General features: G+C 58.4%; 26 protein-coding genes. 11 read left to right on the forward strand and 15 right to left on the reverse strand.

From position 1 onward, the window contains the following. The first annotated feature begins 7 nt into the window (after positions 1 to 7). The 4 genes from GOX88_RS08570 to GOX88_RS08585 all read left to right on the forward strand — a co-directional run bounded on the left by GOX88_RS08570 (position 8) and on the right by GOX88_RS08585 (position 3,379). Positions 8 to 1,552, forward strand: a complete 1,545-nt coding sequence (locus GOX88_RS08570) for an alanine/glycine:cation symporter family protein (protein ID WP_437436421.1) — start codon at positions 8 to 10, stop codon at positions 1,550 to 1,552. Between the two features lie 182 nt (positions 1,553 to 1,734). Then, positions 1,735 to 1,935 (forward strand): 50S ribosomal protein L35, encoded by a 201-nt coding sequence (gene rpmI, locus GOX88_RS08575; protein ID WP_010443552.1) that lies wholly within the window; start codon positions 1,735 to 1,737, stop codon positions 1,933 to 1,935. 14 nt (positions 1,936 to 1,949) lie between these two features. Next, positions 1,950 to 2,315: a 50S ribosomal protein L20 gene (gene rplT, locus GOX88_RS08580; RefSeq protein WP_008756009.1), complete on the forward strand. Its 366-nt coding sequence runs from the start codon at positions 1,950 to 1,952 to the stop codon at positions 2,313 to 2,315. 194 nt (positions 2,316 to 2,509) lie between these two features. Then, positions 2,510 to 3,379, forward strand: a complete 870-nt coding sequence (locus tag GOX88_RS08585; RefSeq protein ID WP_170400757.1) for a hypothetical protein — start codon at positions 2,510 to 2,512, stop codon at positions 3,377 to 3,379. A 100-nt stretch (positions 3,380 to 3,479) separates the two neighbouring features. On the opposite strand, the gene GOX88_RS08590 is transcribed toward GOX88_RS08585, so the two are convergent. Further along, positions 3,480 to 3,941: a hypothetical protein gene (locus GOX88_RS08590; protein WP_170400758.1), complete on the reverse strand. Its 462-nt coding sequence runs from the start codon at positions 3,939 to 3,941 to the stop codon at positions 3,480 to 3,482. A gap of 125 nt (positions 3,942 to 4,066) precedes the next feature. After that, positions 4,067 to 5,458: an aminotransferase family protein gene (locus GOX88_RS08595; protein WP_170400955.1), complete on the reverse strand. Its 1,392-nt coding sequence runs from the start codon at positions 5,456 to 5,458 to the stop codon at positions 4,067 to 4,069. Positions 5,459 to 5,681: 223 nt separating this feature from the next. On the opposite strand from GOX88_RS08595, the gene GOX88_RS08600 reads away from it, so the two are divergent. Next, on the forward strand, positions 5,682 to 7,310 hold the full coding sequence (locus GOX88_RS08600; RefSeq protein ID WP_170400759.1) for an acyl-CoA synthetase: 1,629 nt from the start codon (positions 5,682 to 5,684) through the stop codon (positions 7,308 to 7,310). Here the strand turns inward: GOX88_RS08600 and GOX88_RS08605 are convergent. The 6 genes from GOX88_RS08605 to hmgA all read right to left on the reverse strand — a co-directional run bounded on the left by GOX88_RS08605 (position 7,307) and on the right by hmgA (position 13,194). Further along, the gene (locus tag GOX88_RS08605) at positions 7,307 to 7,648 is read right to left on the reverse strand and encodes a DOPA 4,5-dioxygenase family protein (RefSeq protein WP_170400760.1); all 342 of its coding nucleotides are present in this window, start codon (positions 7,646 to 7,648) and stop codon (positions 7,307 to 7,309) included. The genes GOX88_RS08600 and GOX88_RS08605 overlap by 4 nt on opposite strands. Before the next feature lie 90 nt (positions 7,649 to 7,738). Then, positions 7,739 to 8,365, reverse strand: coding sequence for a maleylacetoacetate isomerase (gene maiA, locus GOX88_RS08610; RefSeq protein WP_170400761.1), 627 nt, complete (start codon positions 8,363 to 8,365; stop codon positions 7,739 to 7,741). Between the two features lie 4 nt (positions 8,366 to 8,369). Next, positions 8,370 to 8,567: a DUF2783 domain-containing protein gene (locus tag GOX88_RS08615; RefSeq protein WP_170400762.1), complete on the reverse strand. Its 198-nt coding sequence runs from the start codon at positions 8,565 to 8,567 to the stop codon at positions 8,370 to 8,372. Between the two features lie 5 nt (positions 8,568 to 8,572). Then, on the reverse strand, positions 8,573 to 10,183 hold the full coding sequence (locus GOX88_RS08620; RefSeq protein ID WP_170400763.1) for an FAD-dependent oxidoreductase: 1,611 nt from the start codon (positions 10,181 to 10,183) through the stop codon (positions 8,573 to 8,575). 155 nt (positions 10,184 to 10,338) lie between these two features. Beyond that, positions 10,339 to 11,595, reverse strand: coding sequence for a fumarylacetoacetase (fahA, locus tag GOX88_RS08625; RefSeq protein ID WP_170400764.1), 1,257 nt, complete (start codon positions 11,593 to 11,595; stop codon positions 10,339 to 10,341). A 243-nt stretch (positions 11,596 to 11,838) separates the two neighbouring features. Next, a complete protein-coding gene (hmgA, locus tag GOX88_RS08635; RefSeq protein ID WP_170400766.1) occupies positions 11,839 to 13,194 on the reverse strand; it encodes a homogentisate 1,2-dioxygenase in 1,356 nt (451 codons plus the stop codon). Between the two features lie 75 nt (positions 13,195 to 13,269). Between hmgA and GOX88_RS08640 the strand changes: the two genes are divergently transcribed. From GOX88_RS08640 to GOX88_RS08650, 3 genes are all read left to right on the forward strand, one after another. Continuing rightward, positions 13,270 to 13,704 (forward strand): MarR family winged helix-turn-helix transcriptional regulator, encoded by a 435-nt coding sequence (locus GOX88_RS08640; protein WP_437436419.1) that lies wholly within the window; start codon positions 13,270 to 13,272, stop codon positions 13,702 to 13,704. A 65-nt stretch (positions 13,705 to 13,769) separates the two neighbouring features. Continuing rightward, positions 13,770 to 15,008 (forward strand): adenylate/guanylate cyclase domain-containing protein, encoded by a 1,239-nt coding sequence (locus tag GOX88_RS08645; protein WP_170400768.1) that lies wholly within the window; start codon positions 13,770 to 13,772, stop codon positions 15,006 to 15,008. 15 nt (positions 15,009 to 15,023) lie between these two features. Further along, on the forward strand, positions 15,024 to 15,476 hold the full coding sequence (locus tag GOX88_RS08650) for a hypothetical protein (protein WP_170431200.1): 453 nt from the start codon (positions 15,024 to 15,026) through the stop codon (positions 15,474 to 15,476). 89 nt (positions 15,477 to 15,565) lie between these two features. Here the strand turns inward: GOX88_RS08650 and GOX88_RS08655 are convergent, their stop codons facing one another. Together GOX88_RS08655 and GOX88_RS08660 are read right to left on the reverse strand one after the other, a co-directional pair. Further along, positions 15,566 to 16,384 (reverse strand): DUF2189 domain-containing protein, encoded by an 819-nt coding sequence (locus GOX88_RS08655; RefSeq protein WP_170400770.1) that lies wholly within the window; start codon positions 16,382 to 16,384, stop codon positions 15,566 to 15,568. A gap of 165 nt (positions 16,385 to 16,549) precedes the next feature. Continuing rightward, positions 16,550 to 17,359 (reverse strand): division plane positioning ATPase MipZ, encoded by an 810-nt coding sequence (locus GOX88_RS08660; protein WP_170400771.1) that lies wholly within the window; start codon positions 17,357 to 17,359, stop codon positions 16,550 to 16,552. A gap of 207 nt (positions 17,360 to 17,566) precedes the next feature. Here GOX88_RS08660 and GOX88_RS08665 point away from each other — a divergent pair, with 207 nt between their 5' ends. Together GOX88_RS08665 and GOX88_RS08670 are read left to right on the forward strand one after the other, a co-directional pair. Beyond that, complete coding sequence (locus GOX88_RS08665) at positions 17,567 to 18,454, forward strand: AEC family transporter (RefSeq protein ID WP_170400772.1); 888 nt, start codon at positions 17,567 to 17,569, stop codon at positions 18,452 to 18,454. A gap of 80 nt (positions 18,455 to 18,534) precedes the next feature. Further along, positions 18,535 to 20,130, forward strand: a complete 1,596-nt coding sequence (locus tag GOX88_RS08670) for an MFS transporter (protein WP_170400773.1) — start codon at positions 18,535 to 18,537, stop codon at positions 20,128 to 20,130. Between the two features lie 19 nt (positions 20,131 to 20,149). Here GOX88_RS08670 and GOX88_RS08675 read toward each other — a convergent pair whose 3' ends face one another. The 4 genes from GOX88_RS08675 to rplS all read right to left on the reverse strand — a co-directional run bounded on the left by GOX88_RS08675 (position 20,150) and on the right by rplS (position 21,957). Then, complete coding sequence (locus GOX88_RS08675) at positions 20,150 to 20,377, reverse strand: hypothetical protein (protein WP_170400774.1); 228 nt, start codon at positions 20,375 to 20,377, stop codon at positions 20,150 to 20,152. Positions 20,378 to 20,470: 93 nt separating this feature from the next. After that, positions 20,471 to 21,238: a hypothetical protein gene (locus tag GOX88_RS08680; RefSeq protein ID WP_254443305.1), complete on the reverse strand. Its 768-nt coding sequence runs from the start codon at positions 21,236 to 21,238 to the stop codon at positions 20,471 to 20,473. A 102-nt stretch (positions 21,239 to 21,340) separates the two neighbouring features. Further along, on the reverse strand, positions 21,341 to 21,562 hold the full coding sequence (gene rpmE, locus GOX88_RS08685) for a 50S ribosomal protein L31 (RefSeq protein WP_170387136.1): 222 nt from the start codon (positions 21,560 to 21,562) through the stop codon (positions 21,341 to 21,343). A gap of 11 nt (positions 21,563 to 21,573) precedes the next feature. Further along, positions 21,574 to 21,957 (reverse strand): 50S ribosomal protein L19, encoded by a 384-nt coding sequence (gene rplS, locus GOX88_RS08690; protein ID WP_170328369.1) that lies wholly within the window; start codon positions 21,955 to 21,957, stop codon positions 21,574 to 21,576. Positions 21,958 to 22,336: 379 nt separating this feature from the next. Between rplS and GOX88_RS08695 the strand changes: the two genes are divergently transcribed. Next, a complete protein-coding gene (locus GOX88_RS08695; protein WP_170400775.1) occupies positions 22,337 to 23,140 on the forward strand; it encodes a glycoside hydrolase family 25 protein in 804 nt (267 codons plus the stop codon). On the opposite strand, the gene GOX88_RS08700 is transcribed toward GOX88_RS08695, so the two are convergent. Beyond that, positions 23,137 to 23,499 (reverse strand): hypothetical protein, encoded by a 363-nt coding sequence (locus tag GOX88_RS08700; RefSeq protein ID WP_170400776.1) that lies wholly within the window; start codon positions 23,497 to 23,499, stop codon positions 23,137 to 23,139. The genes GOX88_RS08695 and GOX88_RS08700 overlap by 4 nt on opposite strands. Between the last annotated feature and the right edge of the window lie 148 nt (positions 23,500 to 23,647).

Consider the following 23,647-nt stretch of genomic DNA (forward strand, 5'->3'; position numbering starts at 1 on the left):
TATGAACATGCTTCAAAAACTGAGCCTTGCTGCATCCGCAGCTCTGTTCGCCAGCCCCGCATTTGCGCAGGAAGCACCGGGCCTGGATGACAAGATTAATCAGGCATTCGCCGACTTCACCGGACCATTTGTCAGCTTTATCTTCGCACCGTTCCCGGGAACGGGTTTCCCATGGATCGTGGGATGGCTGGTGATCGCGGCGACAGTATTTTCGCTGTATTTCGCCTTTGTGCAGTTCCGCTTTTTCGGACACGCCATCAGCCTGGTCAAAGGTGACTATTCTGATCCCAATGATGCGGGTGAGGTCAGCCACTTTCAGGCGTTGGCCACTGCGCTTTCGGGCACTGTTGGTCTGGGGAACATCGCCGGTGTGGCGGTCGCCGTCGGTATCGGCGGGCCGGGCGCGACGTTCTGGATGATCATGGCGGGCCTGCTGGGCATGGCCTCGAAATTCACCGAATGTACGCTGGGTGTGAAATACCGCAACGAATACGAGGACGGCACCGTTTCGGGTGGTCCGATGTATTACATGTCCAAAGGGTTCGACGAACTGGGCCTGCCGGGCGGCAAGATTCTGGCGGTTTTGTTCTCGATCTTCTGTATCCTTGGCGCGCTGGGCGGGGGCAATATGTTCCAGGCCAACCAGGCGCACCAGCAGATCGCGGGTATCACTGGCGACTATCCCGGCTGGATCACCGGTCTGGTCTTCGCCGGTATCGTGTTTGCGGTGATCGTGGGCGGCCTGAAATCCATCGCGCGCGTGACCGAAAAGGTCGTGCCGTTCATGGGCGTTATGTATGTGGTTGCCGCGCTGGTGATTATCATCATGCACGCGGATCAGATCGGCTGGGCATTTGGCCAGATCTTTGAGGGTGCCTTCACCGGCCTTGGCGTCGCTGGCGGCATGGTTGGCGCGCTGATCCAGGGCTTCCGCCGTGCGGCGTTCTCGAACGAGGCGGGCGTTGGTTCCGCGGCGATTGCGCACTCGGCCGTGCGGACGAGCGAGCCGATCACCGAAGGCTTCGTGTCGCTGCTGGAGCCGTTCATCGACACGGTTGTGATCTGTACCATGACCGCGCTGGTGATCATCATTACCCAGCAGCTGATCATCGATCCTCAAACCGGTCTGTACATGCTGACAGAAGATGGCGGTGGTATTGCCACGGTCGATGGTAACTCGGGCGTCAGCCTGACCTCGGCGGCCTTTGCCAGCGCCTTTGGCTGGTTCCCCTACGTGCTGGCCGTCGCGGTGGTCCTGTTCGCCTTCTCGACCATGATCAGCTGGTCCTACTACGGCCTGAAAGCCTGGACTTATCTGTTCGGCGAGGGCCACACCAAGGAACTGGTGTTCAAGGTCATCTTCTGCATCTTTGTCGTCATTGGTGCTGCGGCCAACCTTGGTCCGGTCATCGACTTCTCGGATGCGGCGATCTTTGCGATGGCGGTGGTGAACGTCTTTGCGCTCTACTTCCTGATGAAAGTGGTGCGGGAAGAGCTGGCCAGCTATGCAGCCCGCCTGAAAACCGGTGAAATCCGCAAATTCGAGCACTAAATCACTCCACCGGGGCTGCCAGCGCTGCCCCGGTGCCTGACCACCCTGCGAAAAGCGCAGATTCTGGTCCAAACCCCCTTGCCAGTATGGAAGAACTTGCGTAAACGGCGCTTCTGATCGCGTGACCGGCCGAGATGGCATGCCGAGTCGCGTTTAGTACCGAACCCTGAAAGGAGACGGAAATGCCTAAGATGAAGACCAAGTCGAGCGCCAAGAAGCGCTTTAAGGTGACTGCGACCGGTAAGGTCCTTGCTGGCCAGGCCGGCAAACGGCACGGCATGATCAAGCGGACCAAGAAGTTCATCCGCGACGCCCGTGGCAACACCACCCTGTCCGCCCCCGACGCCAAGATCGTCAAGGGCTACATGCCCTACGACCGCTAAGAGGAGATTAAGAGATGTCCCGCGTTAAAGGTGGAACCGTAACTCACGCCCGTCACAAGAAGGTCATCAAGGCTGCCAAAGGTTACTATGGCCGCCGCAAGAGCACCTTCAAAGTTGCCCGTCAGGCCGTCGACAAGGCCAACCAGTATGCAACCCGCGACCGCAAGAACCGCAAGCGCAACTTCCGCGCGCTGTGGATCCAGCGTATCAACGCCGCCGTCCGTTCGCATGACGAGGCACTGACATATTCCCGCTTCATCAACGGCCTGAACCTGGCTGGTATCGAAGTGGACCGCAAAGTTCTGGCCGACCTGGCCGTGCACGAACCGGAAGCGTTCGGCGCGATCGTCGCCAAAGCTCAGGCCGCTCTGGCTGCCTGATCCTCTTTTAGAGAGACAGTGAATGAAGGGCCGTCCCGATTGGGGCGGCCTTTTTCTGTTGGAGAGCCGGTTGGGCCGCTTTGAGCCCATAGCGTACAATCCTGTGCTTTGGTAATAGGGATAAACCTATTGAGGATGGTACCGTTATGAACTTTCGAACTTTCTTGTTAGTTCTAGGAACAACGTGCGCCACCATGCCCGCACTTGCGGATTGCTTTGATACGCCAACATGGCATGACGAACCTCTTACTCAGTCATATTTGGATAGTTTGGGTGATGCCTTGGAGCAAGACGTTAGGCTAGCCAGTTTGAATATGTTGCTTATGTCCAATGAACCCGCCCACGCACAGCGGGATGAGTTACAGCGCCTTTTGATGCGTACGGCGTTAATGCAATTCGATGGCGACAAAGAAGTGCTCAGAAAGAAACTGCAAGAAGGTTCGCTTTATGATGTCATTCAACTAACTGACTTTTCCCGTTCAAATCCTAGGGATCAAAGCAAGATTATCGCGGCTTTCTGGCTAAACGGTTGCGTTGAGAAAGCGCTCGAATTACTTGCATCAGCGACTAACCCACTGACAAGCCAATACTATATGCCAATAGCGACCGGAGATACCGAGTTACTTCGCAACTTAGCACAACGCCTAGAGCCGGGCGGATACCAACAAAGAAGACTGCTTACTTTTGCAAAGCTGCTTGAGAGCCCGGACACCAAAGCCGAAACACTTCAAGAGTTTTTGGAGTATCTGATGTCGGAAACAAAAGATGCCGATATCAATGATACGATTGATGGCGTTGGACTGAAGATTGCTCTGGACATCGCCCAAGGCCGGCCACCGGATTTAGAATTGTCTCTGATTGAACCGAGCAATGAACCCGACGAGATACAGCACAATGGAATGCGGTTCGCTGCCTTTGTTGCATGGATGAATGCATCTGGGTTTTGCGACGCGACTTGGAAGACGGCCTTTGTCCTCTTGGGTACATCCGCCGAAAGTATGCCTTTCAATCGCGAACTACTTGAAGCGTCCGTGATTAGATGCCTAGAAAGCCAAGACACGTGAAACCCGAATGGGTCAAGGTCAGCTTTGTCCGCCTTGCTGACATTGGCAAAGCGGATTGAGGAATTTGAAACCTCTATGTCGTACCAACCCGCTGTAAGGCTTAGTTTTTACCTTCCTTCTTCACCAACTGTGCCGCAAAGGCCACACCTGTCGCCGGTCCAGCATAAGTGACCATGATCACATCATCCAGATAGACTCCGTTGAAGATGCCTGCGGATACGTCATCCCCCGAAATCCCGGCCTCGGCCAGAACAAAGCGGGTGGGGTCGTCCAGGCTGAATGTGCCCATGGCTTCTTCGACGATCCAGTCGGTGTCTCCGATCCGGCGCCAGCGGTTGGTGGCGGTGATCAGGTTGCCGTCGAGTTTGGTGATCTCCAACTCCATCTCAGTTTTTAACAGGCCCTTTTCGTGGTTTGGGTTCGATTTGGCGAAGCCCACCAGATAGGTGCCGTGCCACGTGCCGACGATCTGCGGGAAACCGCTGCCGTCTTCGGCGCTGGCTGGTACGGCGATGGAAAGTGCAAGAACCGTGACCAAGCTGCGAAGCAAATTGAATGCCATGGGTGTATCTCCTGAATAGAATGGTCACAGGCTAACCGAGTTCAGGAGTTTGGCAAAACATAGCCCGACAACAAAAAAACCGGCGCGATAAGCGCCGGTTTGATCTACTTCTAACTTGGGTCAGTTTACCCGAAGACACGCCCCAGCGCGCCATCGACCGCGTCGGTGATCTGGTCGATGTCATCCGGCGTAGCGATCAGTGCGGGCGAGAAGCACAGCGTGTTGTTGCGGCCGGGGACCGAGCGGTTGGTGACGCCGATGATCACACCTTGCGCCATACAATCGGCCACAACCGCCTGCGCCAGCTTCTCGTCCACAGGCTCTTTGCTGCCGCGGTCTGCAACCAGTTCAGCGCCCAGGAACAGACCCTTGCCGCGTACGTCGCCGATGACTTTGTGCTTTTCCATCAGCGCCTGCAGGTTGCCCATCATGCGATCGCCCATGGCCGAGCAATTGCCCAGCAGGTTCTCGTCTTCGATGATACGCATGTTCTCGATCGCGGCTGCCGGACCGGCGGTGCAACCGCCAAAGGTCGAGATGTCGCGGAAATAGTTCAGCGGATCGGCTGCGTCGTCCTTGAACATTTCAAAGACTTCCTCGGTGGTCACCATGCAGGCAATCGCCGCATAGCCCGAAGCGACGCCCTTGGCCATGGTCACGAAATCGGGCTTGATGCCGTATTGCTGATAGCCGAACCAAGTGCCGGTACGGCCAACGCCACAGACGACCTCGTCAATATGCAGCAGCACGTCGTATTTCTTGCAGATCTCCTGCACGCGCTGCCAGTAGCCCTCGGGCGCTTCGATCACGCCGCCACCTGCGGTCACCGGCTCGAGGCACAGCGCGCCAACGGTGTCGGGACCTTCGCGCAGGATGACCTCTTCGATCTGATCCGCAGCCCATTCGCCAAAGTTTTCGACAGGCGCGCCGTCCAGTTCATGCTTGCGATATTCCATGCAATGCGGCACGCGCACGAAATCGGGTGCGAAGGGGCCATATTGCGCGTTGCGCTCATCCTGACCACCGGCCGACATGGTCGCCAGGGTCGAGCCGTGATAGTCGCGCTCGCGGTACAGGATCTTGGTTTTCTTGCCGCCATATTTCTTGTGCGCGATCTGGCGGATCATCTTGAACGCCTTCTCGTTCGCCTCAGAGCCCGAGTTGGTGTAGTAGACACGGCTCATGCCTGGCATCTTCTCGATCAGCTTTTCGGCGAAGATTGCCCCGGGGATCGAGCCTGCCGAGTTGGCGAAGTAGCACAGCTTCATCAACTGGTCGTACACAGCCTTACAGATCGATTCGCGGCCATAGCCCACGTTGACGGTCCACACACCGCCCGAAACGGCATCCAGATGCTCTTTGCCGTTCTGATCCCAAACACGCATTCCCTTGCCTTCGACAATGATGCGGGGATCATTGGTTTCAAAGGGCTTATGCTGGATCAGGTGGTGCCAGATATGGGCGCGGTCGGCTTCGACCACGCGGGAAAGATCGTTTTCGTTGAACGTGCCGTCCATGACATGTCCTTTCAGAAGTGTTGGGTGCGCAAGTTGCGGGTACGTTGCCGCCCCGGCTTGGAATTTTCGATGGCCCAGATCACCGCGAATGGCCATCTGTAGATAGGGCCAGATTGCACCATCCCGTATTGCCAGTCCATGGCTTCGGCGTATTTCTACGGGTTTGCCTGACGCGACACTTTGTGATCAAGTCCGGCGAGAACTGAACTGGGAGGGTCAGCACATGGCAGGGGACAATATCTACGAGCGTCATTTGGACAAGAACCGCGCGAACTACTCGCCCTTGTCTCCGCTGAGTTTCATCGAACGCACCGCGAAGATTTACCCCGATTATCCATCGGTGGTCTACGGCGAACGCCGATTTAGCTGGGCGGAAACCTATGCCCGTTGCCGCCGTCTGGCGGGCGCACTGGCGGCGCGCGGCGTCGGAAAAGGCGACACAGTCTCGATCATCGCCGCCAACATCCCCGAGATGTACGAGGCCCATTTCGGCGTGCCCATGGCGGGTGGAGTGCTGAACACCATCAACACGCGACTGGACGCGCCGATCATCGCCTTCATCCTGAACCACGCCGAAACCAAGGTGCTACTGGTCGACCCCGAGTTTTCGGGCGTGGTGAAAGAGGCTCTGAAAACGGTGGATCACGACATTCTGGTCATCGACATCGAAGACCCCAGTTTTGATGGCGGTGAAAAGCTGGGCAGCCTGACCTATGACGCGCTGCTGGCCGAAGGCGATCCGGAATTCGCGTGGTCCTTACCCGATGACGAATGGGATGCGATCACGCTGAACTATACCTCCGGCACCACCGGCAATCCGAAAGGGGTTGTGTATCACCACCGGGGTGCAACGCTGAACGCGCAGTCGGATCTGCTGGACTGGAACATGCCGAAGCATTCGGTTTACCTGTGGACGCTACCGATGTTCCACTGCAATGGTTGGTGCTTTCCCTGGGCGATGGCGGCCAATGCCGGGGTCTCGGTCTGTTTGCGGGCGGTTCGGGATGAACCGATCTATGCTGCCTTCCGCGATGAAAAAGTCACCCATTTCTGCGGCGCGCCGATTGTACTGAACATGCTGGCCAACGCGCCGGATCACCTCAAGGATTTCGACCATGAGATCAAGGTGATGACCGCCGGCGCCCCTCCGCCCGCCGCCGTGATCGAAAAGATGGAAAGCATGGGTGTCGAGGTGACCCATGTGTACGGCCTGACGGAAACCTACGGCCCCTCGGTAGTCTGCGCGTGGAAGGACGAGTGGAACAGCAAGGGGGCCGAGGAGCGTGCCGCGCTCAAGGTCCGTCAGGGGGTTCCCTATACGGCCCTGTCGGGGCTGATGGTGGCTGACCCGGAAACCTTGGAGCCCGTGCCCGCAGATGGCGAGACGATGGGTGAGATTTTCATGCAGGGCAATGTCGTCATGAAAGGCTACCTGAAAAACGCCGAGGCCTCGGACAAGGCGTTTCGTGGCGGCTGGTTCGCCTCGGGCGATTTAGGGGTGATGCACCCGGACGGCTATATCGCGCTCAAGGATCGGTCCAAGGACATCATCATTTCGGGTGGTGAGAATATCTCATCGGTCGAGGTCGAAGATATCCTCTACAAACACCCCGCCGTGATGGAGGCCGCCGTGGTTGCGCGCCCGGATGAGAAATGGGGTGAAACGCCCTGTGCTTTTGTCGAACTCAAGCCGGATGCGCAGGCGAGCGAGGCGGATATCATTGCCTTCTGCCGGGACAACATGGCCCATTTCAAGGCGCCCAAGACGGTGGTCTTCGGGGCATTGCCAAAGACCTCGACCGGTAAGATCCAGAAGTTCAAACTGCGGGATCAGGCGCGGGCGCTGACCTAGGCGCCTATCTTGTCAAAGATCGACAGGTCAAGCTCCAGCATCTCACCCATCCACACGGCTCGGTCCCGGTGATCGTCCAGATGGTCACCGGTTTCCGGGTGGGTGAAAATGGTCAGACCCTGCCGGTTCAGCATCAGCCACGGGATGACCTGATCGAACGCATCCGGGGCGAAGGTTAGCTGGCAGCTCCAACGTGGGTGCGGGCCGACATTCCTGGCATGCATCCGGCCCTTCCCAACAGGAAACAGGCGCGCGGCCTCTTGGCAGACCTGTTGCGCGATGTCCTGCGTTTCGGCGTCGAAATAGACATGGGCGTGATAGCCGGTGATCTCGGGCATTGGGGCCTCCTGCGTTCGTATTGCAGGATACTCGCGGCAGGCCGCCCTCACCACCAAGGTCTGCACACAGGGCCTGTGCGCCAGATTAGGTTAAGCCTCGGGGTGGGCGGCCCTGAAGGCGGGGTGGTCGACGCAGGCGGCCTCGACCGCCAGACTGCGCTGCAGCCCGGACAGGTCCACTTGCCAGCGGCGCGCGTTGTACAACTGCGGGACCAGGCACAGATCGGCCAGGCCGGGCTGCGACCCAGCGCAATAGGGGGCCTGTTCGAACTCGGCCAACAGCGCCTCGAACGCCAGCAGGCCGGGGCGGATAAAGTGGCGCATCCAATCGCCCAGCATCCCTTCGGCTCCGCCGCTGAGCGTGGCGGCGTACTGAGCAACTGACAGGTTGCAGACCGGGTGGATATCCACGGCAATGGACTGCGCCAAAGCCGCTACTTTTGCACGGTGCGCGGGTTCCGCCGGTAGCAACCCCAGACCCCGGGTCTGATCCAGATAGTCGATGATGGCCAGAGATTGCGTCAGTCGAAGCCCGTCGATCTCAAGCACCGGAACCAGCCCCTGCGGATTGCGCGCCAGATGGGGTTGCGATTTCTGTGCCCCGTCCCTGAGATCGACCGAGACAGCGCGATAGGCGATCCCCGCCAGGTTCAGCGCGATGCGCACCCGGTAGCTGGCCGATGACTGCCCGTAGTTAAACAGGATCACCTCGGCCATGCTGTCAGCCGTTTTTCAATGCGGCAGCTTTCAGGGCTTGCGCCAGCACATCCGCGTTTCCGATATGGTTGGCCAGCACCAGAATGAGCCGTGCGTTCAGTGCTTCGCTTTCCGATTTGTTCAGCCCGTCATGGGCGGTCAGCAACTCGGCATAGAAATCGTCGCCATTGTCGAGGTTCGGGGTGAGGATCAGATCGGCCATCTTGCTTACTCCTTACCGGTGGCCCGGCGGATCGCCTGCCGGAATGCGTTTTCTTCGAACGTGTCGCGCCGTGCGGCGACGTGCTGATCCGGGCGGATCAGGTAGACCGCGCTGTCAGCGTCGCCCAAGTACCTGCGCTTGAGTTCCAGTGTCAGATCATCCTTCACGGACAGCGCCAGCCGGGTGGCTTCGATGCCGTCTTCCTCAATGCGTTCGGGGGCGTCGGCGTCGATGGTCAGCAGGGTGAATTTACCCGCCAGTTTCGGCAACAGGAAGTCATCGCCCAAAGGCGCATCAGGGCAGGCCGCACCCGGGCGGGTGATGTCCGGCCCGTTCAGTGCATCCGCCGAGCTGAGCGAGGACCCCTCATAAGTGCAAGGCGTGCTTAACCGGCCGGAATTCACCAGCGGCCGGGCGAACTCAAAATGCTCGCTGAGGTCCAGAATCGCATCCCGGAATTGTCGCGACATGTCGGATTTCGGTGTAATGAAATCGGTCGAGCGCGTGGACATGCGGATATTTTCATCAGCGGCCTGAACCCGCTCGCGGTTGTAGCTGTCCAGCAGAATCTCGGGCGCTTTGCCGTCGATGACCAGCTTCAACTTCCAGCACAGGTTGTCCGCATCCTGCATTCCGGAATTTGCACCGCGCGCGCCAAACGGGCTGACCTGATGGGCGCTGTCCCCGGCGAACAACACGCGGCCATGACGGAACCGGTCCATACGCCGGCATTGGAAGGTATAGATCGATACCCACTCCAGATCGAACTTCACATCCTCGCCCAGCATTGCCTTGAGTCGCGGGATGACGTTCTCGGGCTTTTGTTCACGTTCCTTGTCGATATCCCACCCCAGTTGCAGGTCGATGCGCCAGACATTGTCGGGCTGCTTGTGCAGCAGCGCCGATTGCCCGCGATTGAAGGGCGGATCGAACCAGAACCAGCGCTCGGTCGGGAAATCGGCCTCCATCACCACATCAGCGATCAGGAAATTGTCTTCGAACACGCGCCCTTCGAAATCCAGCCCGAGCATCCGCCGCGTCGACGAGTTCGCCCCGTCACAGGCGATCAGCCAGTCGGCCTCGATGTTATAGGGGCCTTCGGGGGTTTCGACCTCGAGCGTGACATGGCTGTTATGGGTTCCGATGGCTTCGACCTTGTTGCGGCCACGGATTTCAAGGGACGCGCCTTCGGCCTGCAATTCGCGCACCCGGTCTACAAGGGCCTTTTCGAAATAGTATTGCTGCAGGTTGATGAAGGCCGGGTTCGCGTATCCTGTGTCGGGCTGCAGGTCGAACTCATATACCTGTCGCTCATCGAAATAGACCTTGCCTGCGTTCCACAGCACCCCTTTTTCCATCATTGGACGCCCCGCGCCCAGACGGTCGGCGATATCAAGCGTGCGCTGCGAGAAGCAGATCGCACGGCTGCCGAAACTGACCTTGTCATTGTCGTCCAGCACCACGACCTCAACCCCTTGCTGGGCCAGATCGATCGCGGTGGCCAGTCCGATCGGCCCCGCACCGATCACGATCACTTTGTGGCGGACAGGTATGGACGCATCCTGATCCGGAGTGCGTTCATAGGCGTAAAGCGGGACTTCGAAAATCTTGTTCATGGGCTCTCCCCCGATGGTCTGGCGCTGATAAAGCGCAAGATTTCGTTCTCCGGCCCTGCGAAGCCGAAGGCTTGAGCCAATGGTCTCACCGAAAAACCCGCCGTAAAACGATCTGGATCAAATGCGACGGAATGTCGTCAGTCGAGGTATTGTTCTCACCGTGCGTACGGGGAGGAGTGAGCGGGCAACACTGTGCCGGTGCAGTCGCCGAAGCCGATTGTGTATCCCTTGCCTTTGGCCGCGCCCGTCAGGGTCAGGGTGTCACCGTCCTCAATGAAGCTGCGCGTCTCGCCCGTGTTCAGCGTCAGCGGTTCCTTTCCGCCCCAGCTGAGTTCCAGCAGCGAGCCGCGTTCCGGTTTTGTCGGGCCGGAAATGGTGCCGGACCCCAGCAGATCGCCTGTATTCATCGGGCATCCCGAGGTCGAATGATGCGCCAGTTGCTGCGCGGCGGAGTAATACATTTCCTTGTAATTCGTCCGGGCAATCGTAGTGGCTGGTTTACCTTCGGGTGCCATCGTCACGGACAGGTCGATGTCATACAGCATCGGGCCGCAGTCTTTCAGATGGTCCAGTAACGGAACCTCGCGTGCAGGTGTGTCACAGCGAAACGGTTCCAGCGCGGCCTTGGTCACGATCCACGGGCTGATGGACGTCGCAGTAGCCTTGGCCTGAAACGGGCCGAGAGGTTGGTATTCCCACGCCTGAATATCGCGCGCGGACCAGTCGTTCAGCAGAACGTATCCGAAGATGTGGTCATCCGCCTCCTGCACCGTGATCGGCCCCTCAGAGGGCGTGCCGACGATGGCGCCCATCTCAAGCTCGATGTCAAAGCGGCGGCTGGGCAGGAAAGCGGGTTTCTCTTGGTCCGGTGATTTAAGCTGACCCCAGGGGCGGCGGATATCGGTGCCCGAGACGACAACCGAGGATGCCCGGCCGTTATACCCGATGGGAATATGCAGCCAGTTCGGCGGCAAGGCATTTTCCGGCCCGCGAAACATGGTGCCGACGTTTTGCGCATGATGACGACCTGCGTAGAAGTCGGTGTACTCGCTGACGGCGAAGGGCATGTGCAACTCGGTTGCGTTCTGCGGAACCAGCAAAGGTTCCACCTTGTCCTGTTCCTCCGACCCTTCGGCCAGCAAATAGGTCAGCCGCGCGCGCAATGCGGCCCAGACGGCCGGGCCTTGCTCCATCAACGGGTTCCAGAAGGGCAGGTCAAATAGCGGCTCGTCGTCCAGATTGATCACCCCTTCGGCCTCAGCCGTAGTGACGTCCAGAATCATATCTCCGATCGCCACGCCGCAATGTTGTTCGGACCCGTCGACCGAAAAGACACCATAAGGCAGGTTGTTCAGCGGAAACGGGTGGTTGGCGTCATTGGCCGAGGCCACCCAGGATTTCGAAAGTGTCATTTAAGTTCCTTGTCGCCTTTGTCGTCGTTGCGAAAGTGGCACCGCGAAAGGGTGTGCCGCATGGCCCTGTTTCCATCTTTCAGTCGCCAGGATCGGCCCCACCGGAAGAACCCTCCTGGCGATGGCCGGGCATTGGATTGTGCTTGTAGTGGTCACGCTTGCCATTCCAGCGTCCGCGCCGTGCCCATATCGACATGCCGATAATGCCCAAGAACACGGCGATGACTATGTAGCCACCATCCATTACTTCTTGCCTGGTGTCCCGTCGAACTTTTTCTCAAGCGAGGTCCAGCAGTCAATGTAATCATCCTGCAAGGGGGCCTCTTTGGCGGCAAACGGTGTCAGATGTTGCGGGAACCGGGTTTCGAACATGAAGGACATGGTGTTGTCCAGCTTGTCCGGGCCAAGGTTCGCATTCGACGCTTTGTCGAACGCCTCGCGGTCCGGGCCGTGCGGCAACATCATGTTGTGCAGGCTCATGCCGCCGGGGACAAAGCCCTGCGGCTTGGCATCATACTGACCGTAGATGTTGCCCATCAGCTCGGACATGATGTTCTTGTGATACCACGGTGGGCGGAACGTATCCTCGGCCACCATCCAGCGTTCGCGGAACAGGACAAAGTCGATATTGGCCGTGCCCGGCTGCCCCGACGGTGCGGTCAGCACGGTAAAGATCGACGGATCGGGGTGATCGAACAGGATCGCGCCGACCGGGCAATAGGTGCGCAGGTCGTATTTGTAGGGCGCGTAGTTTCCGTGCCATGCGACCACATCCAGCGGGCTTTGGCCGATCTTGGTGGTGTGGAACTGCCCGCACCATTTGACGGTCACGGTCGAGGGCACCTCGCGATCCTCAAACGCAGCCACGGGCGCCTTGAAATCGCGCGGGTTGGCCATGCAATTGGCGCCGATCGGGCCGCGGCCCGGCAGCTCGAATTTCTGACCGTAGTTTTCGCAGACGAAGCCGCGCGCGGGGCCCTCCAGCACTTCAACCCTGTACACCAACCCGCGCGGGATAATTGCGATTTCCTTGGGTTCAAGGTCGATGATCCCCAACTCGGTGGCAAAGCGCAGGCGGCCTTCCTGCGGTACCACCAGCAGCTCGGAATCGGCCGAATAGAAATAGGCGTCCACCATCGACTCGGTAACCAGATAGATATGGCTGGCCATGCCCACCTGCGTGTTCACATCCCCTGCGGTGGTCATCGTGCGCATGCCCGTAAGCCAGGTCAGCCCCTGATCGGAATGCGGCACCGCATCCCAGCGGTACTGGCCCAGGCTGATCACGTCCGGATCAACAAAGGGCGCGGATTTCCAATAGGGCAGATCAATCTTTTCGTAGCGATGCGAGTGCTTGACCGACGGCCGGATGCGATAACACCACGTCCGTTCAGGCGGATTGGCGGTAAAGGCCGTGCCGCTCAGTTGCTCACCATACAGTCCATAGTTGCAGCGTTGTGGGCTGTTCATTCCCTGCGGCAATGAACCGGGCAGGGCCTCGGTTTCAAAGTCATTTCCAAAGCCGGGCATATAGCCCGCATGGGTGCCGACCGGGCTGCTTGCCTGGGTCATTTCATGCGGATCAGTCGGATGGTTCATCCTGCGTTCCTCCGTTTGCTGCTTGTGGGATAATAGTCGGTTTTGTAACTAACAAGCATGACTCGGGACGATTCCATGAAAAAAGATGACTTTGATTTGCAAAATTTCCTGCCGTACCTGCTGAACCGGGCGGCCGAGGAAAGCTCATTGGAGTTTCAGAAGGTCTACAAGGACCATTACGGTATGCTGCGCAACGAATGGCGGGTCCTGTTTCATCTGGGCAATTACGGCGAAATGACCGCAAAAGAGATCGGTGAACAGGCCCGGCTTCACAAGACCAAGATCAGCCGCGCGGTGCACAGGCTGGAGGAACGCCGGTATCTGCTGCGCACCCGCAGTGAAACGGATCGCAGGGTGGAAAATCTGATGCTGACGGCCTTGGGGCAATCCGTCTATCACGAGCTTTGTGGTATCGCGGGGCAATATGACGCAAAGCTGGCAGCACAATTCAGTACGGACGAAGTGGCCCTGTTGCGCAAAATGCTGCGACAGCTGGCGCATATGGGGTGAACACTGGTAATCCCGGCCTCTGGCCCCCAGATGACAACCAGAGCGGACACTGGAATAATAACAAAATGACGACCCTGAACGCCGATACGGCGAAATCAACGGATCTTATCGAATGGATTGTGACACGCGGCCTGGAAGGGGCTGCGAAAGAAGAGCTGTTGGACGGCTATTGCAACAAGCTGTTGGAACTCGGCGTGCCCCTGATGCGCTTTCATGCGGCGCAATCGGCCTTGCACCCGGTCTACGGTGGCACCGGGTTCAGTTGGTATCAGGGCCGGGGAGGTGAGTCCGAGACCTTTGAGTATACCGAAGAGCCCAGCGAGCAGTGGAGACAAAGCCCCCTCTTCGCCATTCTGAACAATGAAGTGGATGAAATCCGCGAGCGTCTGGTCGAGCAGAACGAGGCCAATCGCTATCCCTTGCTGAATGATCTGCGCCAGATCGGGGCAACGGATTATTATGCCACCGGGGTCAGTTTTAACGTGCCGACCCAGAGCGTGACAGGAATCACCAAAGAGGCCGTGGACGGGGTTCTGATGTCCTGGACCTCGAACGCGCCGGAAGGATTCCGGGACTGTGATCTGGACCTGATCAACACGGCGCTGCCGCATCTGGGGCTGGCGCTGAAATCCGCGTCGAGTGCCCGAATATCGAAAGACCTTATGCGGGTCTATCTGGGCCGCGATGCGGGAAGGCGCGTGTTGTCAGGCGAAATCCGGCGCGGATCATTGCAGCAGATCGATGCGGTGATGTGGAACTTTGACCTTGAGGGCTTTACCAGCCTGTCCGAAGAGCTGCCGGGCAACGAAATCATCGACATGCTGAACGACTATCTGGCCGTCGCCGTGGGTGTCGTACATGACAATCGCGGCAATATCCTGAAATTCATGGGGGACGGGCTGATGGCGATGTTCGACGTCGGCGAGATCGACGAAGACGCGCGTGCGGCGCTGAAAGCCGTGCCGGTATTGCAGCAACGGATGGAGGCGCTGAATGCCCGCCGCGAGGCCGAGGGCCTGCCGGTGGCGAGCTTCACCCTCGCCCTGCATGCGGGTGAAATCCTGTATGGCAACATTGGGTCCGAGACGCGTTTAGATTTTACGGTGATCGGCCCGGCCGTGAACCAGACCGCGCGAATTGCCGGCATGCACAAGTCTTTGGGGCAGCGGATTCTGATCTCGGACGATGTTGCGCGCGCAGCACAGCCCTGCGGACAGAACCTCGTGTCCGTCGGGCGGTACATGCTGCGCGGCGTGCCCGAGCCGAAAGAGCTGTTTACGGTGTATAATGAGGCTGCGTCGTAACTGGGTGTTTGTGCGATGCCAAAAGCAATAACGTCGTTTGTCCTCTCGTTGGGTCTAATGGCATCTGCCGTATCCGCGCAGACCGATCCTGCCATCAATATCTTCTTTGGTTTTGATTACGTTTTGCAGCCGATTGCCATCAAGTGGGCGTGCGGAGGTCAGCAAAGTGAGGATTTGACGGCTATTGAGGCGCTTATCGCTGCATTTCCTGAAGATGCAGAACGCGCCGATTTGCGGGGTTTTGTTGATAGTATGTTACAGGTTTCGGAGCGCAGAGCGGGCTTGACTGAAATACTTGGCGCTGAATTGACCAGCAAACAGACGGAGCAATTATGCGCAGCTGCGCGACCTCTTAGCCTTGTTTGGGCGACGCCAGAGCAACTGACCAACGGTGGTGAAGACACAATTGCCCCTGAACCCAGCGCGGCATGGGCAGAATTCTACCGGGTCGTTGAGCACCTTCAGTAACGGCTTTTTGTACTGTCTATGCCAACAGCGGAACTCCGCAAGCCCTGAGGCCCGGAGGGGCGGGCCAGGCGCTAACAGCTTGCAGAAAATCACCCTTGCACTGGCGGCACGACGCGCTGATAGAGGTGCCACGTGGCATGGCCAAGGATTGGCAGCGTAAAGATCAGGCCCAGAAACGCCGGAACCATCGACAACAGCATGGTGACCGAGATGATTGCCGCCCAGGTCAGCATGACCACCGGGTTTTCTGCAACGGCGCGGATGGACGTCAACATTGCGGAAACAAAATTGGTTTCCCGGTCAAGCAGCATGGGCATGGCGATGACGGTCACCGTGAACAGGACCGCCGACAGAAACGCGCCGACGCAGGTGCCGATCGCAAGAAAGGTCCAGCCCTGCGGAGTGGAAAAGACGATATTCAGGAAACCGTCGAAATCCGAGAAAGATGTATTCTGCAGGGTGATCGCCAGCCAAAGCCGTACCTGGTAAATCCACACCCAGAAAATGAACAGGGTGACAAAGGCCATCCAGCCCATTTCGCGCTTGCGCTGATTGGCCATGACGCCGAGGATTTCAGACCAGCCGAAACTCTCACCCTTTTGCAGCCGGCGCGACATCTCGTACAGCCCGGCGGCGGCGAAGGGCGCGACCAGTGGGAAACCTACAATGGCGGGAATGATCATCCAGATCTTGCCAAGCCAGACCAGACCCCAAACAAACAGGATGCCGAATACCGCATAGAACAGGCCGAAAAATCCGCTCATCAAGGGGCGCGCGAGAAAGTCGGAGAACCCGGCCTTCAGCGACGCGGTGATATCGCTTGATGTCACCGTGTTTACTTCGGGCACGGAATGTTGCTGCGGCTTCAGATTGTCCGGTGGTGTGGACCCTTCGGTGTCGGATGTCATGGCACGCTCCTCCCAAAGCACAGTGCTTTGCTGATCCGTTTGCCAACGGACCCAGCTGTGAACAGGCGCCTTTCCTCCGCAAGCAAGTTTGCATCAGGTAAGGCACAAGGGCAAGGTGGGGGAGTTTAGCAGCCGAGCTGTGTGTGTCCTGCGGGGCAGTACCCCTTAGAAATCGATCTCGACACCCGGCAGGTTCAGCTCTTTCATCATGTCGCGCAACTCCTGCCGCGCGGCGATGTTCGAGATGTTCAACTGTTTGACCCCAATATCCTTGAGGTCCAGCAGGGTCAAACCGCGCGGGAACAGTTCGCGAAAGATCACCCGCTCGGAAAAGCCCGAGGCGACGCGGAAACCGATGCGCTGCGACAGCATCTCGATCGCGCGTTGCATCTTTTCCTTGTTGACCATGCGCTGTGTACCAACACGGTTGCGCACGACGACCCAGTCGATGGGTTTCAGCCCGGCCTGTGCGCGCAGTTGCCGCGCGTTCCAGACCATTTCAGAGTACACCGATGGCCCGAGGATTTTTTCACCCTTTGAATCGATCCGCGCCAGCAGGTCGAAATCGATGAAACTGTCGTTCAGAGGGGTGATCAGCGTGTCGGCCAGCGAATGCGCCACCTGGCTGAGGCGGGTGTGCGAGCCGGGGCAATCGATCAGGATAAAGTCGCTGTCGCTTTCCAGCTCGGCAACCGCGGCGGACAGGCGGTGGTCATAGATGTTCTCGCCGGGTTTCAGCTTGCTGGCATCGATCTCGGGCAGGTCATGGTGGCGCGGGCTGGGCAGCCGTGTTTCCGAGCCGTTCATGAAATTGCCGCGGTTCTCGAAATAGCGCCCAAGGCTGCGTTGCCGCAGGTCCAGGTCCAGTGTGCTGACCTTGTGACCCAGCCGCGCCAGTGCGGTTGCCACATGCATCGACACGGTCGATTTGCCTGCGCCGCCCTTCTCGTTCCCCACTACGATGATATGTGCCATGCTTGTATTCCCATGTCCCGCCGTGCTTGCCCACACGTTGTTGTGAGCCACTATATGTTGTGGAAAGCGGGAAGGGAAGAACCCCAATCGGTGATATCAGGCTCTAATTTGGAAAACCGAGCTGTGGGCGCGGGTTAGGCTGCGCGCTTGTCAAGCTCGGCGCGCTGTTTCACAGTTCAGAGCAGTAAAATGGGATAAGGACCGGGCTTGGATCATCTGTTTCTGAACGTTCTTAACGTGGTCCTGCCGGTGCTGATCTGCGCCGGGATTGGCTATAGTCTGGCCCTGATCAAGGCGCCCTTCGACAACAAGGTGATCGGCGGTATCGTTTCGCGCGTGGGGTATCCGACGCTGATCATCTCGCACCTGTCTACCACCAAGATCGCCGTGGGTACGTTTCTGGATGTGATGGTCGCCGCCGCGTTGGCCATTGCCGGGTTCGGCGCGCTGGGGTTCGTTGCCTTGAAGGCGATGCGCCTGCCGGTGCGGGCATTTCTGACACCGCTGATGCACGGCAATGTCGGCAATATTGGCCTGCCGATCACCCTGCTGGCGCTGGGCGACGCGGGGATGGCCTATACGATGGGTTTCGTGGTTGTCGTCCTGATCAGCATCTTCACTGTGGGCATGTGGATCCCGGCCGGAGAGTTTGCGCCGAAGAAACTCGCCACATCGCCGATCATCTATGCTGTGGTAATCTCGCTGATCCTGATGGCGACCGGATACAGTCTGCCGCAACCGGTGGCCAAGTCCTTTGACATACTCGGAGGCCTGTCCATCCCGCTGATGCTGCTGACACTCGGGCATACTCTGGCGACGTTGCAGATCCAGGGCCTGGGCCGGGCGGTGGTGTTGACCGTTTTGCATCTGGCAATGGCCGTCGTGATCTCCAGCGCGCTGGTCTGGGCGTTCGGCTTTACCGGGGCGGAACGTGGTGCGGTGATCTTGTGTTGCCTGATGCCGTCTTCGGTGGCGACCTACCTTTTCATTGACCAGCACGTGCCGGAATACGGGCCGGATGTGGCGGGCTTTATCCTGATATCGACGCTCAGCACGATTGTCGTACTGCCCGTTGCGTTGTCTTATTGGATCTGACGCGGCCCCTATGCGCAGGGATAAAAATCGCTAAACTGCTGAATAATTGCGTTAATCAACCATAGTTTGAGGGCAATTTGATGCGTGACAAGACCTCGGAAGACGTGACCCCGCAGGCCCGCGCCCGCGTCGTTCTGGCGATGACGGCGATTTGCATGATGGTCGTGGGGTTCAATACAACCGCCGTCGCCACCGTTCTTCCCAACCTCAAGGCCGACTTCGATCTGACCCCATCCGGGCTGCAATGGGTGATGGCGACCTATACGGTGGCCAGCGCCACGCTTGTCACAATCGTCTCTCGGCTGGGAGATATCACCGGCAAGATGGGTGTGTTTTTCTTTGGCATGATCGTCTTTGCTATCGGGTCGGCCTCGGTCCTGTTTGCGCAGGATGGAGCGATGTTGTTGTTCGGCCGTGGGGCGCAAGGGGCAGGGGCGGCGGCGCTGTTCGGAACCTCTTTGTCCTTGTTGACGGCGGCAACACCCGAAGAGCAGCGCGCCAGCGTCACCGGGGCCTGGGGCGCAATCGTTGGCCTCGCCATTGGCGTCGGACCAATCGTCGGCGGGGCCTTTGGGCATTATGTCAGTTGGAGAGCGGTCTTTGCGACCGATCTGCTGCTGTTGGCCATAGCCTTTGCCATCGGGCTGCATGTCAGCAAGCGGAAATATGTTCCGGACACACGCCTTGCCGGGGCAAAATTCGATTACCCGGGGGCGATTGCGATCCTGTTGTTCCTCGGACCGCTGTCCTTTGCGCTCAGCAATGGGGAAAGCGGAGGGTGGTCCTCGCCGCTCACGCTGGTGCCGCTGGCGATTGCGGCGTTGGCAACGGTTGTGTTGGTTATCGTTTCACGCCGCGCCGAAGACCCGCTGATCGAGCTGCGCTATTTCCGCCATCCGCGCTATTTCATGGCTGCGGCGGGGATGTTCTTTACCGGGTTCACGCTGTTCTGCTTCTTTGTCTATTTCAACACCTTCGTGCAGTCGCCCGATGCCTTCGGGTACTCCTCGATCGGCGCAGGGTTGGCGATCATGCCGCTCAGCCTCAGTATGTTTGTCATCTCGGTCACCGCGCCGCGGTATCTGGCGCCCTACAGCTTTCAGTGGCCAGTTGCGATTGGTCTTGGGGCGATGGCATGCGGGTTCCTGTTGCTGATGACCACCACGAACACCACGCAATATTCCGAGATCTGGTGGAAACTGCTGATTGTCGGTATCGGCATGGGTATCTGTTTCTCGCTGCTGCCGCGCCTCGGCCTGCGCCTTCTGCCCGAGGAGCATGTGGGGCAGGGGTCGGGCGTGATCAATGCCTGCCTCTATTTCGGGGCCACCTTGGGGGCCGTGGTCGGAGGCCTTGCCGAAGCCATCACCAAACGCCGCGGCCTGTCCGAAGTGATCGATGCGTTGCCCGCCGGATCGACTCAGCGCGAGGATTTGGCCCATGCGCTGACCCATGGCACGCCCAACCAGATACAACAGCAGATCGCGGGGATGGATCCATCGGCCGGAACTGCCCTGGCCAAGGCGCTGCGGGATTTGCAGGATAACGCCTTTGACAGTGCTATGCTGGTTGCGGCGGTTGCGGCGTTGATCGGAATGGGGCTGGCGCTGATGTTGCTGCGCGGCCCTGTGCCGCCGGTCCACAGCGCGGCAGACCTGACGCGCGAACCTCGTTGAGACAATGGCCCAGGCGGGGTTACCCCCCAAGATACACCCCTTCTTTCGGGCGGTAGAACACCTTCTGATCGTGCAGTTTACCCAGAAGATCGTGAATGCGACGCAAAGTGTCTTCGCGCCCCGCTTTGCCGCCTTCGTCCTCATCCATCGCAGCCTGTGACAACGAGGCAACCGAACCACGCAGCGCCGTTTCGATCAGGTCCATATCCTCTACGGAAAGCTCGATCATGTCATTGTACTGGGGCATTTTCAGGGTCTCCATAGATTTTTTACCTGCGTTACAGTCCAGTGTAGCATTTGCTGGCGTTAGGCGAAATTGGTCTGTGCCTGATGAGAGCCGTTAGAGTTGAAAATGAATGTGGTCATCATGGCGTGCAGCGCGGCATCCCTGAGAACGAATCTTGGGACCGGACACATGTAGGCTCTTGGCCAGATGGGGCTCAACGAAAATCTTGCCCACGCGGTCGTCTTCAGACAGCACAATCAACACCGAACGGATGCGTTGACGATCTATGCTGTAGCTGCGCCAAAGGGGCTGCAGGAAATCGAAATCCCATCTCAGGGTTGGCCAACGCTTTGGGCAGTTGGTGCTGCTTTGCTCAAAGGCGAAGTACCCTATCGGAGATCGCGTGGCGCCATTCAGGTAACTGCCGTCTTCGGCGTAATAGAAGGCGAGGTCAGCTTTTTCTCCGTCATCGTGTGACAGATGTGGCGGCAGGGGAAATCCGTTCAGAAACGGAAAGTTCGCGTCCAGGACAAGAGTTGTAGTTCCCGGGTATTGGCGATCCATTTTGTTCGCAGCATCCTGCAGAACATCAGCAAGTTCAGGAGAGACGTAATTTCTGTTCAGAACGCAGTACATCCAGCTTTGAACTTGCAGTGGGCCGTCCTCTGTACAGCTTAGTGCGACGCGCCCAAACTGCGGGGCGATCCAGATCGCAGCAAGTGAAAGAGCGGCATAGGCGACCACAAATGAAATCAATCGTTTTTTGAAGAACAGCGCAATTCCCCAAGCAAGCCCTCCGACCTGCGTCAGCACTGTCAGAACAAGAATGATCAATGTGTTGATGAAAATACGAAACATGAACGCAAAGCTGTCACTGTTCATGGTGTGCTGCAATCGAATTGAGTTACCGTTCAAGTTATTGAACGGCAAAAATAAAAAAGGCCGCCCCAAGGGACGGCCTTTCGCATCTCAAACAAGTCAGGCTTAGAAGCCCAGACCTTCGTATTTCTTTTTGAACTTCGACACACGGCCGCCGGCGTCCATCAGGCGCGACGAGCCACCGGTCCATGCGGGGTGCACGGAGGGGTCGATTTCCAGAGCCAGCTGGTCGCCTTCGCTGCCCCAGGTAGATTTCATTTTCACGATCGAGCCGTCGGTCATTTTGACGTCGATGAAGTGGTAATCGGGATGGATGTCTTTTTTCATCTTTCCGCTCCTTACGCCTCGGCGCCAGCCTTGGGCTTGTAGTTGGTGACTTCTGCGATACGTGCGGATTTACCACGGCGCGAGCGCAGATAGTACAGTTTGGCGCGACGGACGCGGCCGCGGCGGACAACGGTGATGCTGTCGATGTTGGTCGAATGCAGCGGGAACACACGTTCCACGCCTTCGCCAAACGAAATTTTGCGAACGGTGAACGAACCGGCGATGCCGCTGCCACCTTTGCGCGCGATGCAGACGCCTTCGTAGTTCTGCACACGGGTGCGCGAGCCTTCGGTCACTTTAAAGCCGACACGGATGGTGTCACCGGCTTTGAAATCGGGGATGTCTTTCCCCAGGGCGGCAATCTGTTCCGCCTCAAGCTGTGCGATCAGGTCCATCGCAGTTTCTCCTATCTGCTCGTGGTTGGTCCACGAAGTTAAGCACGGCCTGAGAGCTCTTGGTCTTCACCGGGTCCTGCGTACAGCCCGCCAGAGGTCAGATCGAATGTTCCTTTGGTCCGGTCCGCCCTGACACGCTGCGGCTGAAGAAAGCCCGGCGTTGCGCCATGGTGCAAACCAAAACACCGGAGTCGCGCAGTTGCGGCACCGGATTGCGCTGCTTTACGAGGTTTGCGGACAGGGATCAAGTCAAAATCGCCATATTTTCATAGCTGGACGGTGGGATTTCGCCGTCCGCAAAATACGCCGTTGCCTTGTGAGGCCGATCAGGCATTCTGGAGGGAATTATACGAGCAGAAATTTGAAACAGGAACAGACCATGCGCATAGCGTTGATGCTGGCCGTTCTGGCCACGGCGACCCTGTCCTGCGGTCGCAGTACTCCTCCGCCTCAACAGGTCGAGGCCAAGGCTTTTCTGGGCACCACGTCGCCTTCGGTCATTTATCCGGCCTTTGGCGATGCTGACCCGCATGACTGGGACGGGCGGCACCCCGGCCATTATCCGGTACACGGGCTGGACGTGTCGCGCTGGCAGGGTGCGATTGACTGGCACCGGGCCAAGGCATCGGGGGTCAGTTTCGTATTCATCAAAGCGACCGAGGGCGGTGATGTGGCCGACCCCATGTTCGACGACCATCGGCGTGGGGCGCAGGCGGCGGGGGTGCCGTGGGGGGCGTACCACTATTACTATTTCTGTCGCCCGGCACATGAGCAGGCACGATGGTTCATCCAAAACGTGCCCAAAGGCTCGGACCTGCCGCATGTGTTGGACATGGAATGGACGCCGCATTCCAGAACCTGCCGGCTGCGTCCCGATGGGGCCAAGGTTCGTTCCGAAGCCAAGCGATTCCTCGACATACTCGAACGCCACTACGGGCGGCGACCCATCGTCTACACAACGGTGGATTTTTACGATGACACCGGTATTGGCCGTTTGCCCGGAACCGAATTCTGGCTGCGGTCCGTTGCCGGGCATCCGCACAAAGTCTACCCTCGGGCTTCGTGGCGGTTCTGGCAGTACACCGGCACCGGGCTGGTGCCGGGTGTGCAAGGCAAAGTGGATATCAACACGTTCAACGGGCACCCCGAGACATGGGCGCGTTGGAAGGCAGGGGGTGCTTAGCTGTTGGGCGCCCCGTAAGTTTCCATGGTGCCTCCGGCCACAAGGTGATCCAGACGGCGCACCCGTTCGTCTCCGCTTGCGTTACGCAACCAGGCCCGCTCGGCGTTTGTGAGATCGCGGCGCTCAAACCCGCGCTCGGTCAAGCAGCGGTCAACCTGGTCTATTTCACCCCGGATACGCAGGTCGTGTCTTCCGCTATAGGCAGCTGCCGTACCGATCAAGGGCGACGTCATCAGGATGAATGTCGGGTAGCTGCCGATCACAGCGGCGTTGCCGCCAATGTCGGCTTCGGTCGAGCAGGCTTCGACCGCAACCCGTGCTGAATGCAGATTGTGACCAGCTTGCGTAGGGACTGACATTTCAAGGGGTTTCGTTGTGCAGGCCGAAAGGGCGAGCACAGATAAGCACATGATTTTCTTCATTTAGCAGCCTGTAAGGTGTTGGTAGGAAAGGCGTTTTGCAACATCTTCCAGGCGAATATTTCGAAGAAAAATCAGCTGCAAGTAG

Source organism: Ruegeria arenilitoris (genome assembly GCF_013030985.1).
Lineage (GTDB): Bacteria > Pseudomonadota > Alphaproteobacteria > Rhodobacterales > Rhodobacteraceae > Ruegeria > Ruegeria arenilitoris_B.